The organism is Marinibacterium sp. SX1 (genome assembly GCF_050389775.1).
Taxonomy (GTDB): Bacteria; Pseudomonadota; Alphaproteobacteria; order Rhodobacterales; family Rhodobacteraceae; genus Marinibacterium.
In genome coordinates, this window is the sequence record NZ_CP177144.1 from 4,436,086 (window position 1) to 4,451,006 (window position 14,921).

General features: G+C 69.5%; 15 protein-coding genes. 12 read left to right on the forward strand and 3 right to left on the reverse strand.

The features are described 5' to 3' along the window. The first annotated feature begins 86 nt into the window (after nt 1-86). The gene (locus ACK3BB_RS19980) at nt 87-950 is read left to right on the forward strand and encodes a hypothetical protein (RefSeq protein WP_428926401.1); all 864 of its coding nucleotides are present in this window, start codon (nt 87-89) and stop codon (nt 948-950) included. Between the two features lie 122 nt (nt 951-1,072). Here ACK3BB_RS19980 and ACK3BB_RS19985 read toward each other — a convergent pair whose 3' ends face one another. After that, a complete protein-coding gene (locus tag ACK3BB_RS19985) occupies nt 1,073-2,284 on the reverse strand; it encodes a THUMP domain-containing class I SAM-dependent RNA methyltransferase (RefSeq protein WP_428926402.1) in 1,212 nt (403 codons plus the stop codon). 99 nt (nt 2,285-2,383) lie between these two features. Continuing rightward, complete coding sequence (irrA, locus tag ACK3BB_RS19990) at nt 2,384-2,800, reverse strand: iron response transcriptional regulator IrrA (protein ID WP_428926403.1); 417 nt, start codon at nt 2,798-2,800, stop codon at nt 2,384-2,386. Nucleotides 2,801-3,375: 575 nt separating this feature from the next. Here irrA and fabA point away from each other — a divergent pair. The 11 genes from fabA to ACK3BB_RS20045 all read left to right on the forward strand — a co-directional run bounded on the left by fabA (nt 3,376) and on the right by ACK3BB_RS20045 (nt 13,550). After that, on the forward strand, nt 3,376-3,885 hold the full coding sequence (gene fabA / locus ACK3BB_RS19995) for a 3-hydroxyacyl-[acyl-carrier-protein] dehydratase FabA (protein ID WP_428926404.1): 510 nt from the start codon (nt 3,376-3,378) through the stop codon (nt 3,883-3,885). A 49-nt stretch (nt 3,886-3,934) separates the two neighbouring features. Beyond that, entirely contained in the window at nt 3,935-5,164 is a 1,230-nt protein-coding gene (gene fabB / locus ACK3BB_RS20000) for a beta-ketoacyl-ACP synthase I (protein WP_428926405.1), read from the forward strand. Nucleotides 5,165-5,169: 5 nt separating this feature from the next. Continuing rightward, nucleotides 5,170-5,961, forward strand: a complete 792-nt coding sequence (locus ACK3BB_RS20005; RefSeq protein WP_428926406.1) for an enoyl-ACP reductase FabI — start codon at nt 5,170-5,172, stop codon at nt 5,959-5,961. A 316-nt stretch (nt 5,962-6,277) separates the two neighbouring features. Beyond that, a complete protein-coding gene (locus ACK3BB_RS20010) occupies nt 6,278-6,544 on the forward strand; it encodes a hypothetical protein (RefSeq protein WP_428926407.1) in 267 nt (88 codons plus the stop codon). Nucleotides 6,545-6,924: 380 nt separating this feature from the next. Beyond that, nucleotides 6,925-7,611 (forward strand): haloacid dehalogenase type II, encoded by a 687-nt coding sequence (locus ACK3BB_RS20015; RefSeq protein WP_428926408.1) that lies wholly within the window; start codon nt 6,925-6,927, stop codon nt 7,609-7,611. Next, nucleotides 7,611-8,456: an alpha/beta fold hydrolase gene (locus tag ACK3BB_RS20020; RefSeq protein ID WP_428926409.1), complete on the forward strand. Its 846-nt coding sequence runs from the start codon at nt 7,611-7,613 to the stop codon at nt 8,454-8,456. The genes ACK3BB_RS20015 and ACK3BB_RS20020 overlap by 1 nt, the downstream gene beginning before the upstream one ends. Further along, nucleotides 8,438-9,418 (forward strand): threonine ammonia-lyase, encoded by a 981-nt coding sequence (locus ACK3BB_RS20025; protein ID WP_428926410.1) that lies wholly within the window; start codon nt 8,438-8,440, stop codon nt 9,416-9,418. The genes ACK3BB_RS20020 and ACK3BB_RS20025 overlap by 19 nt, the downstream gene beginning before the upstream one ends. 122 nt (nt 9,419-9,540) lie before the next feature. Then, entirely contained in the window at nt 9,541-10,329 is a 789-nt protein-coding gene (pcaD, locus tag ACK3BB_RS20030; protein ID WP_428926411.1) for a 3-oxoadipate enol-lactonase, read from the forward strand. A 23-nt stretch (nt 10,330-10,352) separates the two neighbouring features. Beyond that, nucleotides 10,353-11,693 (forward strand): lyase family protein, encoded by a 1,341-nt coding sequence (locus ACK3BB_RS20035; protein ID WP_428926412.1) that lies wholly within the window; start codon nt 10,353-10,355, stop codon nt 11,691-11,693. Nucleotides 11,694-11,746: 53 nt separating this feature from the next. After that, complete coding sequence (locus ACK3BB_RS20040; RefSeq protein ID WP_428926413.1) at nt 11,747-12,955, forward strand: MFS transporter; 1,209 nt, start codon at nt 11,747-11,749, stop codon at nt 12,953-12,955. A 307-nt stretch (nt 12,956-13,262) separates the two neighbouring features. Next, nucleotides 13,263-13,550, forward strand: a complete 288-nt coding sequence (locus ACK3BB_RS20045; protein WP_428928770.1) for an ArsR/SmtB family transcription factor — start codon at nt 13,263-13,265, stop codon at nt 13,548-13,550. Between the two features lie 335 nt (nt 13,551-13,885). On the opposite strand, the gene ACK3BB_RS20050 is transcribed toward ACK3BB_RS20045, so the two are convergent. Continuing rightward, nucleotides 13,886-14,917 carry a ribonuclease E/G gene (locus tag ACK3BB_RS20050; protein WP_428926414.1) on the reverse strand — a complete coding sequence of 344 codons (1,032 nt, stop codon included), beginning with the start codon at nt 14,915-14,917 and terminating at the stop codon, nt 13,886-13,888. Nucleotides 14,918-14,921 lie beyond the last annotated feature (4 nt).

Consider the following 14,921-nt stretch of genomic DNA (forward strand, 5'->3'; position numbering starts at 1 on the left):
GTCCGATCTTGCAATGCGGCTCGGTTTGTCGGACCTTCGCGACGTTGCGCGGCCGCTGACATTCCCTGCCCTCCGGAGGACCAAAGGTGCACCACAAGTCGATCGATCTTTTCCTGCAGGACAGCGCGACCTGGGCCCGGGGGCCGCTGGCCCTGGTCTTTGTCGAGGACGAGGTCGAGATCGACACCACCCTGCGCCACCTGCGCGATTGCCGGTTTGCCACCATCGCGGCCTTCATGCCCGATGCCTTCCCGCTGGCCGCCGATCTCGGCCCCGACGTGCACCGGGTCAGCTATGACACCGCCCAGCCCGATGCGGCCGTGCGCGCGGTGAACCGGGTGATCGCCACCGCGCCGGGCCTCTGGATGCATTATTGCTACAATGCCGAATATCTCTTCTACCCGTTCTGCGAGACCCGCAGCATCGGCGAGATGCTGGCCTTTCACGCCGAGGAACGCCGCGACGCCATGCTGACCTACGTGGTCGACCTTTACGCCGACGACCTCGAAACCTGCCCCAATGCCGTGTCGCTGGAACGCGCCCATCTCGACAGGACGGGCTATTACGCGCTGGCGCGCACCGATCCCGAGACCGGCCATGCCAAGGAACGCCAGCTGGATTTCTTCGGCGGGTTGCGCTGGCGGTTCGAGGAACACGTGCCCCGGCCCAGCCGGCGGATCGACCGGATCGGGCTGTTCAAGTCCAAGCCGGGCCTGAACCTGCGGCCCAACCACACGTTCGACGATGACGAGTACAACACCTTCGCCTGCCCCTGGCATCACAACCTGACGGCGGCGATCTGTTCCTTCCGCACGGCCAAGGCGCTCAAGCGCAACCCCGGCTCGACCTATGACATCCGCACCTTCCGCTGGCACAATTCCGCGCCCTTCGACTGGCATTCGCGGCAATTGCTGGATTTCGGGCTGATGGAGCCCGGCCAGTGGTTCTAGGGCCGGTCGGGCCACGGTCTTAGCGTGATGCCCGACGTCGGGCATCACGGCCTGCGTCAGGGGCAGGGTTACGGCCGGCAACGGGATCAGGGCCAGCGGCTGTTTCCGGCCCGGCGCCGGGATCAGGGCAGCGGATCGGTGCGGAACAGCCGGATCTTGAGCCCGCCATGGGGGATCGGCGGGCCGGGCGGCAGCCAGGGCAGACCGGTGGCCCGGGCCAGGGCGGTATCGGATGTCACCAGCCCCACGCGCCAGCCGGAAAACCGGGCCTTGAGCGTGTCGCCAAGGGCACCGTGCAGGGCAAAGAGCAGCTTCTTGTTGCCGATCCGCGTGCCATAGGGCGGGTTGATCATGACCAGCCCCGGCGGGCCGTCGGGCCGGCCGGCATCGGACACGGCACAATTCACAAAGTCGCAGACCGCTCCGACCCCGGCCCGCGCGGCATTCTCGCCGGCCATCTTCACCGCGCCGGGATCGCGGTCCGAGCCGTGAAACCGCAGCCCCTCGGCCAGTGCCGCGCCGGTCTCGCCGGCCACGCGCATTTCTTCCCAGGCGGCGGCATCGAACCCGGGCAGCCGGGCAAAGTCAAAGGCCCGGGCGCGGCCCGGGGCCAGGCCCATGGCCCGTTCGGCCGCCTCGATCACGAAGGTACCCGAGCCGCACATCATGTCCAGCACCGGTTCGTCCCCGGCAAAGCCGCATTGGCGCAGGAACATCGCGGCCAGCGTCTCGCGCATCGGGGCCTTGCCCACGGCCAGCTTGCTGCCCCGCCGGTGCAGCGGCGCGCCCGACGAATCGATGCTCAGCGTGCAGAGATCATCCTCGATTCGCGCCCGGATCTGCAGCGGCTCTCCGGCACTGGGCGCGGCCTCGCCGATCGCCTCGCGGATCGCCGCCTCGATGCGCTGGGTCGCCGCGCCGGCATGGTAGACCCGTGATTTCCGGCAGGTCGTCTCGACGCTGATCGCCTGGCCCCGGCCCAGCACGGCGGCCCAGTCGATCCGGCGCACGCGCTTGTCCAGCTGGGCGATATGCATCACCCGGAACTCGGCCAGCCGCACCAGCACGCGCGTCGCGCCCCGGCACCACAGGTTCAGCCGCCAGACCTCGGGCCAGCCGCCCTGCAGCACCACACCGCCCGGCACCGGCGCGGCCTGGTCAAAGCCCAGCCCCTGCACCTCTTCGGCCAGCACGTCTTCGAGCCCCGGCGTGCCGGAGAGAAAGATCTCGAACGGGGGTTCGGGGCGGATCGGCTGGGCCGGCGGCGGCGGGGCCGTGACCGGTGCGCCGGCGGGTTTCTTGCGCCGGCGACGGGATGACGACGTGCGGGCCATCAGCGCGCGCCCCGACGGGCCGGGCGGGCCATATGCAACAGGGCGGGTCCCCGGCGGGGGCCAGGGCAGGCCGGCAACATGATCATGCGGAACGGGCCGTCAGTCGCGGCGGCGCAGGCGGATCACCACGTCGACCGAGGCGATCTCGGCCCCTTCGGGCGCTTTCGGCAGCTGGGTGATGACCAGCTCGTCGGCCGGCGCGTCAAAGAGCTGAGCCTCGTCTTCCCAGAAGAAATGCGGGTGATCGTGGGTCTTGGTGTCGAAATAGCTTTTCGAGCCGTCGACCGTGACTTCCTGCAGCAGGCCGGCATCGCAGAAGGCGCGCAGGGTGTTGTAGACCGTGGCCAGCGACACGGCGACGCCGCGTTCACGCGCGGTGTCGAACAGGATTTCCGCCGTGACGTGCCGGTCCTTGCCATCCCCCACGAGCAGCTTGGCCAGGGCCACGCGCTGACGCGTGGGCCGCAGCCCCGCCTGGCCCAGCCAGGTCTTCGCTCTTTCTTCGGGTTGTGCCACGCGCACCTACTCCAAGACGACTAGCAATGGCTTATATAGGGCTTGAGAGGGGCCGAACTCAATGGGAATCCGGAAAAAGCCATGAAAGCTGGCCGGATTGCCGCAGGTTTCCGCCGCGGCATCCTGACGCTGGGCCGGTCCGATCCGGATGTGACCGGGGCAATGTGCCGCCAGAGGCGCGCGATGGTGCGCCCGGGGTCCCGTGCGGGCGGCAGTATCGGCAATGGCATGGGCCGGCGCCCGGGGCCGTCACGGCCATTGTCATGCCGACGCCATGCAACGATGCCAGAATCGGCCCGGCAAACGGCCCGCCGGGCGCGAAACCCGCCACAATCGCCGCCCCGCAACGGCCCGCCCCCGCGCCCCCGATGCTGGCCAGGCATGGCTGGCACAGGGCACAACCAGGGGCCTGCCAGCCCCTGCCCCGCGCCCGGCGGGGCGCCCGATCGCCGCCGTGCCGCCCGGGGCCGGCGGATGCCTGGGTCGTGTCGGGGCCGACATGGCCTTGCAGGACATCGGCCGCCGGTGATAGAGGGGGCGAAATGCAGAACCGAGAGAGCAGGAGACGCGCCAGCATGGCGAAATTCCCCACCTTCTTCGACAAGGATGCGCTCCTGAAATGCGCCCGTGGCGAGCTTTTCGGCCCGGGCAATGCTCAGCTGCCGGAACCGCCCATGCTGATGATGGACCGGATCACCGATGTCAGCGCGGATGGCGGCAGCCATGGCAAGGGCCATGTCGTCGCCGAGTTCGACATCACCCCGGACCTGTGGTTCTTCAAATGTCATTTCCCGGGCAACCCGATCATGCCCGGCTGCCTCGGCCTGGACGGCCTGTGGCAGCTGACCGGTTTCAACCTCGGCTGGCGGGGCATGCCCGGCAAGGGCATGGCGCTTGGCGTCGGCGAGGTGAAGCTGTCCGGCATGGTCACGCCCGAACGCAAGATGCTGACCTATGTCGTCGACATGGTCCGCGTCATCGACCGCAAGCTCAAGATGGGCGTGGCCGATGGCCGGGTTGAGGCCGACGGAGAAGAGATCTATTCGGTCAAGGGTATGAAGGTGGGGCTCTCGACCGGAGAGTGAGAGAACGCCCGGGGCCGAAACCAGGCCACACCAGACAAGGGAGACCCCCATGCGCCGCGTCGTCGTAACAGGACTGGGCATCGTGTCGTCGATCGGCACCGACTCCGGAATGGTCCTTGAATCACTCAAGCAAGGACGGTCCGGGATCACGGCCAATGCCGACATGGCGGAACACGGGTTCCGCAGCCGTGTGGCCGGTGCCATCGACCTTGACCCCAAGGAGCACATCGACAAGCGCACCCTGCGCTTCATGGGGCCGGGCGCTGCCTTTGCCTATGTTGCCATGCAGCAGGCGATTGCCGATGCCGGGCTCGAGGAAAAGGACATCGTCAACGAGCGCACCGGCCTTGTCGCCGGCTCGGGCGGGCCGTCGACCAGCGCCATGTTCGCCGCGCACCAGACGGTGCTGAAATCCGGCGCGACCAAGCGCATCGGGCCCTTTGTCGTGCCCAAGGCCATGTCGTCGACGATCTCGGCCAACCTGGCCACGGCCTACAAGATCAAGGGCATCAACTATTCGATCACCTCGGCCTGCACGACGTCGCTGCATTGCATCGGCAATGCGGCCGAGCAGATCATGATGGGCAAGCAGGACGTGATGTTCGCCGGCGGCGGCGAGGAACTGGACTGGACCCTGTCCTGCCTGTTCGACGCCATGGGCGCGATGTCGTCCAAGTACAACGACACGCCCGAACGGGCCTCGCGCGCGTTTGACGCCGACCGCGACGGCTTTGTCATCTCGGGCGGTGGCGGCATCCTGGTTCTCGAAGAGCTGGAACATGCCAAGGCCCGCGGCGCCAAGATCTATGCCGAGGTCACGGGCTATGCGGCCACGTCGGACGGCCATGACATGGTCGCCCCCTCGGGCGAAGGCGGCGAGCGGGCCATGCGCGGCGCGCTGCAGACCTTCGACCGCGACCGCACCATCGGCTATATCAACGCCCATGGCACCTCGACCCCCGTCGGCGACGTCGGCGAGATCGAGGCCGTGCGCCGGGTCTTCGGCAACGGGCCGGCGCCCGTCGTGTCGTCGACCAAATCCATGACCGGCCATGCCCAGGGCGCGGCCGGCGCGCTGGAGGCGGTGTTCTGCCTCCTCATGCTGCAACACGATTTCATCGCGCCGTCGATCAATATCGACACGCTGGATCCGGACCTGACCGAGGGCGAGATTGCCACCGGGCTGGTTGAAAATGCCGGGCTCGACAGCGTCATGACGAATTCATTCGGCTTTGGCGGCACCAACGGATCCATGATCCTTTCCAGATACCACGGATAAGAATGATGTCGGACGTTTTGAAAGGAAAGCGCGGCCTGATCATGGGCGTTGCCAATGATCGCTCGATTGCCTGGGGTGTGGCCCGCGCCCTGAACGAAGCCGGTGCGGAACTGGCCTTCACCTACCAGGGTGAAGCCTTTGGCAAGCGGCTGGAGCCGCTGGCCCAGTCGATCGGCTCGGATTTCATGGTCGATTGCGACGTGACCGACGATGCCTCGCTCGACAAGGCCTTCGGCGCCCTGGCCGCGCGCTGGCCGACGATCGATTTCGTGGTCCATGCCATCGCCTTTTCCGAGAAATCGGAACTGGCCGGACGGTTCCTCGACACCAGCCGGGCGAATTTCAAGAACTCGATGGACATCTCGGCGTTTTCCTTCGTCGAGGTCGCCCGCCGGTCCTACCCGATGATGAAGGAAAACGGCGGCACGCTGCTGACCATGACCTACCAGGGCTCGCAGCGCGTCGTGCCGAACTACAATGTCATGGGCGTGGCCAAGGCCGCGCTGGAATCGGCGACGCGCTACCTGGCCAACGATCTCGGCCCCGACGGCATCCGCGTCAACGCCATCTCGCCCGGCCCGATGAAGACCCTGGCCGGGGCGGCCATCGGCGGCGCGCGCAAGACCTACAAGCATTGCGAGCAGAATGCGCCGCTGCGGTCCAATGCCACGCTGGAAGCCGTGGGCGGCACGGCCGTCTACCTGATCTCGGATGCCGGCAGCTACACGACCGGCGAGATCATCAAGGTCGATGGCGGGTTCCACGTGCTGGGCATGCCCCAGCCCGACCACCTCTGATATCGCGCCGGCCCGCGGGCCGGTCATCTTTTCGCCATCAGGCCCGGTGCACCGCATCGGGCCTGATGCGTTTTCCGACCGGAAAACGCGCCCGCCCTGCGCCCGGTGCCGGATTCTTGGGCAGCCGGGTTTCCCCGCCCGAACCCCCTGCAAAACATGGCCGAACCGGCTGGCCCCGTAAAAAATCGCACCAAATGTGCATCAGTTAACAATGTTAGGCAACGGCTAACCCCTATGGCCATGCCCCTGCCATCTGAGCGCCCCTTTTCGCCGATAGCCCTGCGGTTGCATCAACGATTGCGGGAAACCGATCAAGATGAATGATTACGACGACCAATACGGCACTGCATTTCACCGCCCGGCCTGGGCCCGGTGGCTCAGCGGCATCTTCCTTGCAACCTGCGGGATCGGCGTCGGCGTCATCTTCCTGGCCCAGCCCAAGATCACCTCGCGGATCCCCCTCACCCCGGCCCAGTTCTCGGCCCTGCCCGACTGGATGCAGGACCAGATGAAGGGCCGGCGGCTGACCGAGGCCGAACCCGGCATCGACTGGTCGTCGTCACAGGGCTACGACCTGCCCTGACGCGGCCGGTCGTTCGGGCCGCTCCTACATCCCCGTTGCACCATTCTGGGTTCAATCCCCCGGGGCAGGTGCCGCCGCCCGACCAATCCGGCCTGGGGCCTGTCGCCCGACCGCCCCGGCCAAGGGCCATCGCCCGACCGCCCTGGCCCCGGTCATCGCCTGACCGCCCTCGCCCCGGCCATCGCCCGACCGCCGCGACCCGAGCCCATTCCCCACCCGGCCCGGGCCCATCACCCGCCCTCCCAGGCGGGCTCTGAACGAACACGACGCGCCTTGGCGCCGGGCTGTCCGCATTCCGCCCGGCCGGCCCGAACGGCCCCTCGCCCCCCTTCCCTCTGACGCGGGTGTGTGTCACTCTCGCCGCGTAGGGAGGAGGCGATATGCCCATCAGGACCTGTATCTTCGATGCATACGGGACGTTGTTCGACGTGTCCGCAGCGGCCCGCCAGGCAGCGGCCGAACCCGGTCATGACCGGCTTGCCGCCCATTGGCAGACCCTGGCCCGCGACTGGCGCCTGAAACAGCTGCAATACACCTGGCTGCGCGCGGTCACCGGGGCCCATGCCGATTTCTGGGATGTCACCGCCGACGGGCTGGACTGGGCGCTTGAGGACTGCGGGCTGCAGGGTGATGCCGCCCTGCGCCAACGCCTGCTCGATCTCTACTGGGAGCTGCAGGCCTATGACGAGGTGCCCGCCATGCTGGCCCGGCTGAAAGAGGCCGGGCTGGACACCGCCATCCTGTCCAACGGCTCGCCGGCCATGCTGGACGGCGCGGTGCGCTCGGCCGGGATCGGCGATCTGCTCGACGACGTGCTGTCGGTCGAAAGCGTCGGGGTATTCAAGCCCGATCACCGGGTCTATGACCTGGTCGGCCAGCGGTTCGGCACGGCCCGCGACGAGGTGCTCTTCGTGTCGTCCAACGGCTGGGATGCCGGGGCGGCCACGGGCTATGGCTTTGTCACGGCCTGGGTCAACCGCGCCGGCGAGCCGGTCGACCGGCTGCCCTGGACACCGCCCCACATCCTGACCGACCTGACCGGCATTCCTGAACTCGCGAGGCGTTGATGGCCACTTTCCGAACATCCGACGGGCTGACGCTCTATTATGAAATCACCGGCACCGGCCCGGCCCTGCTGTGCCTGGCCGGGCTGACGCGCAACAGCCGCGATTTCGATCCCCTGCGCGCGGCGCTGGACGGCGTGCAGGTCATCACCCTGGATTACCGCGGCCGCGGCCTGTCGGAATTCGACGAGGACCACGCCAATTACAACGTGCTGCGCGAAGGCCGCGACACGCTGGAGCTGATCGCCCATCTCGGGCTGGACCGGGTCACCGTGCTGGGCACTTCGCGCGGCGGGCTGATCGCCATGGCCCTGGCCGCCGGCCACCGCGAGAAACTGGCCGGCGTGATCCTGAACGATGTCGGCCCCGAGGTCGGCCCGGCGGGCATTGCCCGGATCATGGAACATCTCGGCCAGGCCCCGGCCGTGCCCGACCTTGATGCCGAGGCCGCGCGGATGCAGGCCGACACCCGGCACAGCTTTCCCGGCGTGCCCCTGGCCCGCTGGCGCCAGCAGGCCGAGGCACAGTACCGCGAGACCGAAGAGGGCCTGGCCCTGCGCTATGACCCGCATCTGCGCCATGCCATCCTCGAGCAGGCCGCGGCCGAGGCCACGCCCGACCTGTGGCTGTTCTTCGAGGCGCTGAAAACGCTGCCCGTCGGCTTGCTACACGGCGTCAATTCCGACATTCTGCTGCCCGAAACGGTGGCCGAGATGCGACGGCGTCATCCCGGCCTGATCGTGGCCGAGGTGGCGGACCGGGGTCATGTGCCATTCCTGGACGAACCCCAAAGCCTGGACGTGATCCGGGCAGTACTGACCGAGGCGGAATGTCTGACTTTGACATGATCGCGGCGGCTGCCGGACGGCTTGACGGCCATGTCCGGCGGACGCCTCTCCTGACTTCACCTTTCCTGGACGATATCGCCGGACGGCGCGTGCTGGTGAAACCCGAATGCCTGCAGCATACCGGCAGCTTCAAGTTCCGCGGCGCCTGGTCGGCGATCTCGGCGCTGGATCCGGCGCTGCGCGGGCGCGGGGTGATTGCCTATTCCAGCGGCAACCACGCCCAGGGCGTGGCCCTGGCCGCCCGGCTGCACGACGTGCCCTCGGTCATCGTCATGCCGGCCGATGCGCCGGCGCTCAAGATCGCCAACACCCGGGCGCTTGGCGCCGAGGTCGTGCTGTACGACCGGGGCCGCGAATCGCGCGAGGAGATCGGCGAGGCGCTGGCCCGCGACCGCGGCCTGACCCTGATCCGGCCCTATGACGAGCCCCAGGTCATCGCCGGCCAGGGCACCTGCGGGCTGGAGATTGCCGAACAGGCCGCTGAGCTGGGCGTGACCGACGCCCAGGTGCTGGTCTGTTGCGGCGGCGGCGGGCTGACCTCGGGCGTGGCCCTGGCGCTGGAACGCACGGCCCCGGCCCTGCGCGTCCGCCCGGTCGAGCCGCAGGGGTTCGACGACGTGACCCGCTCGCTGGCCAGCGGCCGGATCGAGCGCAACGCGGCCGAATCCGGCGGGCTGTGCGATGCCATCCTGACCCCGGCCCCGGGCCAGCTGACCTTTCCGATCCTGTCGCGGCTCTGCGGCCCCGGGCTAGTGGTGACCGAAGACGAGGCCCTGCGGGCCATGGCCCTGGCCTTCCTGCGCCTGAAGATCGTGATCGAGCCGGGCGGGGCCGTGGCCCTGGCCGCCGCGCTGTTCCATGGCGACAAGCTGGACGGCGAGGCGGTGATCGCCGTGGCCTCGGGCGGCAATGTCGATCCGGCGGTCTTCCGCATGGCGCTGGACCGGCTCGACGCGGCCTGATCCCCGGTGATCCCCGCTGCGGGGCGGCCTGCGCGCCCCGCGCTTTACGCCGCCCCCCGCCCGGCCTATCACGGCCGGCAACGGCCCGATCCCGGCGGCCGGGCCACCAAGGGGACCGACGCATGACCATTGCCGACCTGGGCGACGTCCAGCTGCATTACCGCCTCGACGGGCCCGAGGACGGCGCGCCGCTGCTGCTGGTCAATTCGCTGGGCACCGACCTGCGGCTCTGGAACGACCTGCTGCCCCTGCTGCCCGACGGCCTGCGCATCATCCGCTATGACAAGCGCGGCCATGGCCGGTCCTCGCTGCCCGATGCGCCCTGCACCATGGGCGCGCTGGTCAAGGATGCCGAGGCCCTGCTGGACCACCTGGACCTGCGCGATGCCGTGGTCGTCGGCCTGTCGATCGGCGGCATGATCGCCCAGGGCCTGGCCGTCAAGCGGCTGGACCTGGTGCGCGGGCTGGTGCTGTCGAACACCGCGGCCAAGATCGGCACCCGCCAGATCTGGCAGGACCGCGCCCGGGTCGTCGAGGCCCGCGGGCTGGAGCCTCTGGCCGACGGGATCCTCGCGCGCTGGCTGCCGCCGCGTGCCCTGTCCGGGCCGCAGGCCGCGCGCTGCCGCGAGATGCTAATCGCCCAGCCCGCCCGGGGTTATGCCGCCTGTTGCCTGGCCATCGCGGGCACCGATTTCTACACGCCCACGGCCTCGCTGCGCCTGCCCCTGCTGGGCATCGCCGGGTCCGAGGACCGCGCCACGCCGCCCGACCTGGTACGCGAAACGGTCGATCTGGTGCCCGGGGCGCGCTTTTGCCTGATGCGCGGGGCCGGCCATCTGCCGCCGGTCGACGCGCCGGCCGATTATGCCACCATCCTGGGTGATTTCCTGCGCGAAATCGGCCATATCTGACGTTCCAACCCAAGCGAGGTCCCATGCCCGGATCTGTCTTCGACAGCCTTCTCTACGGTCGTCTCTTCCAAGCCGGAGAGGTCGGCCGCCTGTTCACCGATACCGCCGAGATCCGGGCCATGCTGCTGGTCGAAGGCGCGCTGGCCCGGGCCCAGGGCGGGCTGGGCGTGATCCCCGAAACCGCCGCGACCCAGATCCACCGCGCGGCGATGGAAGCCCAGATCGACCCCGCCGCCCTGGCCGAGGCCACGGGCACCAACGGCGTGTCGGTGCCGGCGCTGGTGGCGGCCTTTCGCGAAGCCATTCCCGCGCCCGAGGCCCGGCCCCACGTGCATTGGGGCGCCACGTCGCAGGACATCGCCGACACCGGGCTGATGCTGCGCCTGCGCCAGGCCCTGACGCTGATCGAGGCCGATGTCATCGCCACGCTGCAGGCCCTGGGCCGGCTGGCCACGGATCATGCCGAAACGCCGATGGCCGCCCGGACCTATGGCCAGCACGCCACGCCCACGGCCTTTGGCGCGGTGGTGGCCGGCTGGGGCGCGCCGCTGCTCGACCTGCTGGACGAGCTGCCGGCCCTGCGCGACAGCTGCCTGCTGGTGTCGCTGTCGGGTGCGGCGGGCACCTCGGCGGCCCTGGGCGACAGCGCCCCGCAGATCCGCGCGGCCCTGGCCCAGTCGCTGGCCCTGCGCGATCCCGGCCGCAGCTGGCACACCGATCGCGGCCCGGTGCTGCGCATCGCCGACTGGCTGACCCGCTTGTCGCTGGCCTTGGGCAAGATGGGCGAAGACCTGACCCTGCACGCCCAGTCCGACCTCGGCGAGATCCGCCTGGGCGGGGCCGGCGGGTCTTCGACCATGCCGCAGAAACAGAACCCGGTCGGACCCTCGGTGCTGGTGGCCCTGGCCCGGCAGGCCACGGCCCTGCACGGCGCGCTGCAGGCGGCGGGGATGCAACGTTACCAGCGTGACGGCGCGGCCTGGTTCACCGAATGGATGGCCCTGCCCCAGCTGGTGCTGGGCGCGGCCGCCGGCGCGGGGACGGCCCTGCGGCTGGCCGGTTCGCTGGCACCCGACACGGCGGCCATGGCACGGGTCTTTGACGGGCCGGGCCAGATGATGATGGCCGAGGCCCTGTCCTTTGCCCTGGCCCGGACCATGCCCCGGCCCGAGGCCCAGGCCGCCGTCAAGGCGCTGTGCCGCGAGGCCACGGCCAGCGGCCGGCCCCTGGCCGAGGTCGCGGCCGGCCAGTATCCCGACCTGCCCGGCGATCTCTTCGATCCGCGTACACAAATGGGGCAGGCGCCGGAGGAGGCCCGGGCCTTTTCCCGCCGTGCCGCTACGGCCACCGGCAAGAAAGATTGACCTGAACGGGCCCCCGCGCCTAGCTGGTAGGCGAAATACACTGGACGGACATTTTGCGCCTACCCGTTGCTGTCATCCTGTTCACCGTCATGATCGATGCCATGGGTGTCGGCCTGATCCTGCCCGTGATGCCCGACCTGATCCTGGATGTCCGGGGCGGGTCGCTGGCCGAAGCGGCAGTCTGGGGCGGCATCCTGTCGACCTCCTTTGCCGTGATGCAGTTCCTGTTCGGCCCGCTGGTCGGCAGCCTGTCCGATGCCATCGGCCGGCGCCCGGTGATCCTGGTGTCGCTCTTTGCGCTGGGGGTGGATTACCTGGTCATGGCCACGGCCGGCTCGATCTGGCTGTTGCTGCTGGGCCGGATGCTGGGCGGGCTGACCTCGGCCACCTATGCCACCGCCACGGCCTACATGGCCGACATTTCCGAGCCGGGGCAGAAAGCGGCCAATTTCGGGCTGGTCTCGGGGGCGTTCGGCGCGGGTTTTGTCCTGGGTCCGCTGATCGGCGGGCTGCTGGGCGAATTTGGCCCGCGCGCGCCGTTCTATGCTGCCGCCGCCCTGGCCATGATGAACGGGCTGCTGGGGCTTTATGCCCTGCGCGAAACCGTGACCGACCGCATCCGCCGGCCGTTCTCGTGGCGCCGGGCCAATCCCTTTGGCGCCTTTCGCCACATGGCCCGGCTGCCCGGCATCCTGACCCTGCTGGTCGTGCTGCTGCTCTACCAGCTGGCCATCAATTCCTATTCGGCCGTCTGGGCCTATTTCACCCAGGCCCGGTTTGCCTGGACGCCGCAGGTCATCGGCCTGTCGCTGGGTCTGTATGGCATCACCGTGGCCCTGGTGCAGGGCGGGTTCATCCGCCCGGCCCTGCGGCGCTGGGGAGAATGGCGGACGGTCGTGCTCGGCCAAGGGTTTGAAATCTGCGCCTTCGTGGCCATTGTCGTCATGCCCTGGAGCACGGGCCTGTTGGTCCTGACCCCGCTGGCCGCCTTCGGGGCGATCACCATCCCCGCCCTGCAGGGCCTGATGAGCCGGCGCGTCGGCGATGACGAACAGGGCGCGCTGCAGGGGGTGATCGTGTCGGCCAATGCCCTGGCGATGATCCTGTCGCCGCTGGTCATGACCTCGATCTTCGCGGCCTTCACCCATGATGGCGCGGCGCTGCACTTTCCCGGTGCGCCCTTCGTGCTGGCCGGGCTGCTGGTCGTGGCCAGCCTGGCCGTCTTTCTGCGCGCCGGGCCGTCCGAGCCCCCGCCCACCTAGGTCGTCCGGCTATATCTTGCGGCCAGGTTACCCGGGTGAATGCCCCGTTTCAGCATCCGCCGGTGCAGGGCGCCGGGGGCAGCCGATGGGGCCATAGGTCTGGGACACGGGCCGGAGCCGCCGGATCGGGCATCGCGCGGGGCCACGGCGGCCGGACAGGCGGGGGCATGCCGAGAAGGGGTGACAGGGCCGATCCACTTGGGGCATTATGCGGCCAGATTGGAACCGCCGGTCCCCACCCGGCGCCGCGCCGAACGCCTGAGCCTTGAAAGACACCGACACGATCCCGCCCGACGCGCCCGTCAGCATGGCCGATTCCGCGGCCCGTGCGGCGGCCTACCTGAAAACGCTGGCCCATGAGGGGCGGCTGATGATCCTGTGCCATCTCGGCGGGGGCGAGAAATCGGTGGGCGAGCTGGAGCGGCTGCTGGACATGCGCCAGGCGGCGGTGAGCCAGATGCTGGCCCGGCTGCGCGACGAAGGGCTGGTGTCGACCCGGCGCGACGGCAAGACGATCCACTACGCCCTGGCCGATGACAACACGCGCGAGATGATCGGCGTGCTGTATTCCATGTTCTGCGAACGTCCCGAATAGGCCCCTTGCCCGGCCTCAGGTGGCCGTTCCGGGCGCCCAGTGGATGGAAGGGGGCGGTGGGTGCAAGCACCCACCCTACGGCGGCAGACGGGTCACGTTTGAGACAGAAGGCCGAGGCCAGCGGCAGGCCGGGGCGGCTGGGCCAATTGGACGGAGCAAGCCAGAGGCAACCGACGCGTTTGAGGCAGGCGGCTCGGGCCAACGGCAGTCGGATGCGCCAGTTGCGGACAGATGGGGCAAGCCAGCGGCCACCAGGGCGCGCCCGTGACAAACGGGCAGGCCAGAGGCAACCGCTTCACGCCAGCCACGGCCCCCTCACGCCACGGGCAACCGGGTCACGCCAGCGGCAGGCGGGCGCGCTTGCGCTGCAATTCGAAATTGCCCAGCGGGGTCCAGCCCGAGAACACGGTTTCCACCGGGTCCGACTTGAACGCCGCGCGCAGGGCGCTTTCGAAGATCCGGCGTTCCTTCTTGGGCAGCGGCGCCAGGTCCAGCACGACCTGCCCGCCCAACCCACGCACGCGCAGCGCCCGGGGCAGCGCCCGGGCGGCGGCGATGTTGGCCTTTAGACCGGCGGCCATCGACCCGTCGGCCCCGGTGTTGACATCAACGGCCACCAGCGCCCGCGTCGGCTCGACATACATCGTGCCGCCACCGGCCAGCGGCACCCGCGGCCCGCGGGCCGCGTCGATCGCCTCGGTCACGCCGTGGCTGTCGAAACAGCCCTTGTCCGACACCACCTCGGCCGGGTCGGTCCAGTCGCGCCAGGCCAGCAGGTGCGGCCCGTCGCCTTCGACCAGCTTCTCGGGCGCGCCCTGGGCATCGCCCATCACCCGGCGGGCCAGCTCGGCCATGGCCGCGATGTCCTCGGCGATCTCGCCGGCCTCGGCGCCCTCGGCCCCGGTCCGCACGATCAGGCCCAGATCGCCGGCCCCCTCGCCCCCGGCCCCCTCGCCCATCGTCTCATGGGCGATTTCCAGCAGCCGGTCGCGCTCGTCCTCGTCGCGGATGCCCCGCGACACGTTCAGCCCCGGCGCGCCGGGGGTGACAATGGCATAGCGGCTCTTGAACAGGATTCGCGTGGTCACCGGCATGGCCTTGCCCGGCTCGGCATAGCCCGTCACCTGCACCAGCAGGTTCTCGCCCGGCGACAGGCCCTTGACCTGGCGCAGGAAGGCCGAGCCGTCGGGCGTGGACAGGAACATGCCGCCCTGGCCCTTGACCGGCCGGTCGGCCCGCGCGCGATAGATCGTGCCGGGCGCCGGAGCGTCGCCGTCGATCAGCAGGTCGTCGAGCTGGCCGTCGACCATCAGCGCCGCAGCCTCGCGGTCGCCCAGGTGGTCGAGCAGGATCTGGCGTCCCTTCATGGTC

Bases quoted from the DNA above. Each gene is read 5' to 3' on its own strand.
- fabA (WP_428926404.1), top strand. From the start codon at position 3,376: ATGGCGAAATTCCCCACCTTCTTCGACAAGGATGCGCTCCTGAAATGC.
- ACK3BB_RS20045 (WP_428928770.1), top strand. From the start codon at position 13,263: ATGGCCGATTCCGCGGCCCGTGCGGCGGCCTACCTGAAAACGCTGGCC.
- ACK3BB_RS19985 (WP_428926402.1), bottom strand. From the start codon at position 2,284: ATGGCCCGCACGTCGTCATCCCGTCGCCGGCGCAAGAAACCCGCCGGC.
- ACK3BB_RS20025 (WP_428926410.1), top strand. From the start codon at position 8,438: ATGTCTGACTTTGACATGATCGCGGCGGCTGCCGGACGGCTTGACGGC.
- pcaD (WP_428926411.1), top strand. From the start codon at position 9,541: ATGACCATTGCCGACCTGGGCGACGTCCAGCTGCATTACCGCCTCGAC.
- ACK3BB_RS20010 (WP_428926407.1), top strand. From the start codon at position 6,278: ATGAATGATTACGACGACCAATACGGCACTGCATTTCACCGCCCGGCC.
- ACK3BB_RS20015 (WP_428926408.1), top strand. From the start codon at position 6,925: ATGCCCATCAGGACCTGTATCTTCGATGCATACGGGACGTTGTTCGAC.
- ACK3BB_RS20020 (WP_428926409.1), top strand. From the start codon at position 7,611: ATGGCCACTTTCCGAACATCCGACGGGCTGACGCTCTATTATGAAATC.
- fabB (WP_428926405.1), top strand. From the start codon at position 3,935: ATGCGCCGCGTCGTCGTAACAGGACTGGGCATCGTGTCGTCGATCGGC.
- ACK3BB_RS20035 (WP_428926412.1), top strand. From the start codon at position 10,353: ATGCCCGGATCTGTCTTCGACAGCCTTCTCTACGGTCGTCTCTTCCAA.
- ACK3BB_RS20005 (WP_428926406.1), top strand. From the start codon at position 5,170: ATGTCGGACGTTTTGAAAGGAAAGCGCGGCCTGATCATGGGCGTTGCC.
- ACK3BB_RS20050 (WP_428926414.1), bottom strand. From the start codon at position 14,917: ATGAAGGGACGCCAGATCCTGCTCGACCACCTGGGCGACCGCGAGGCT.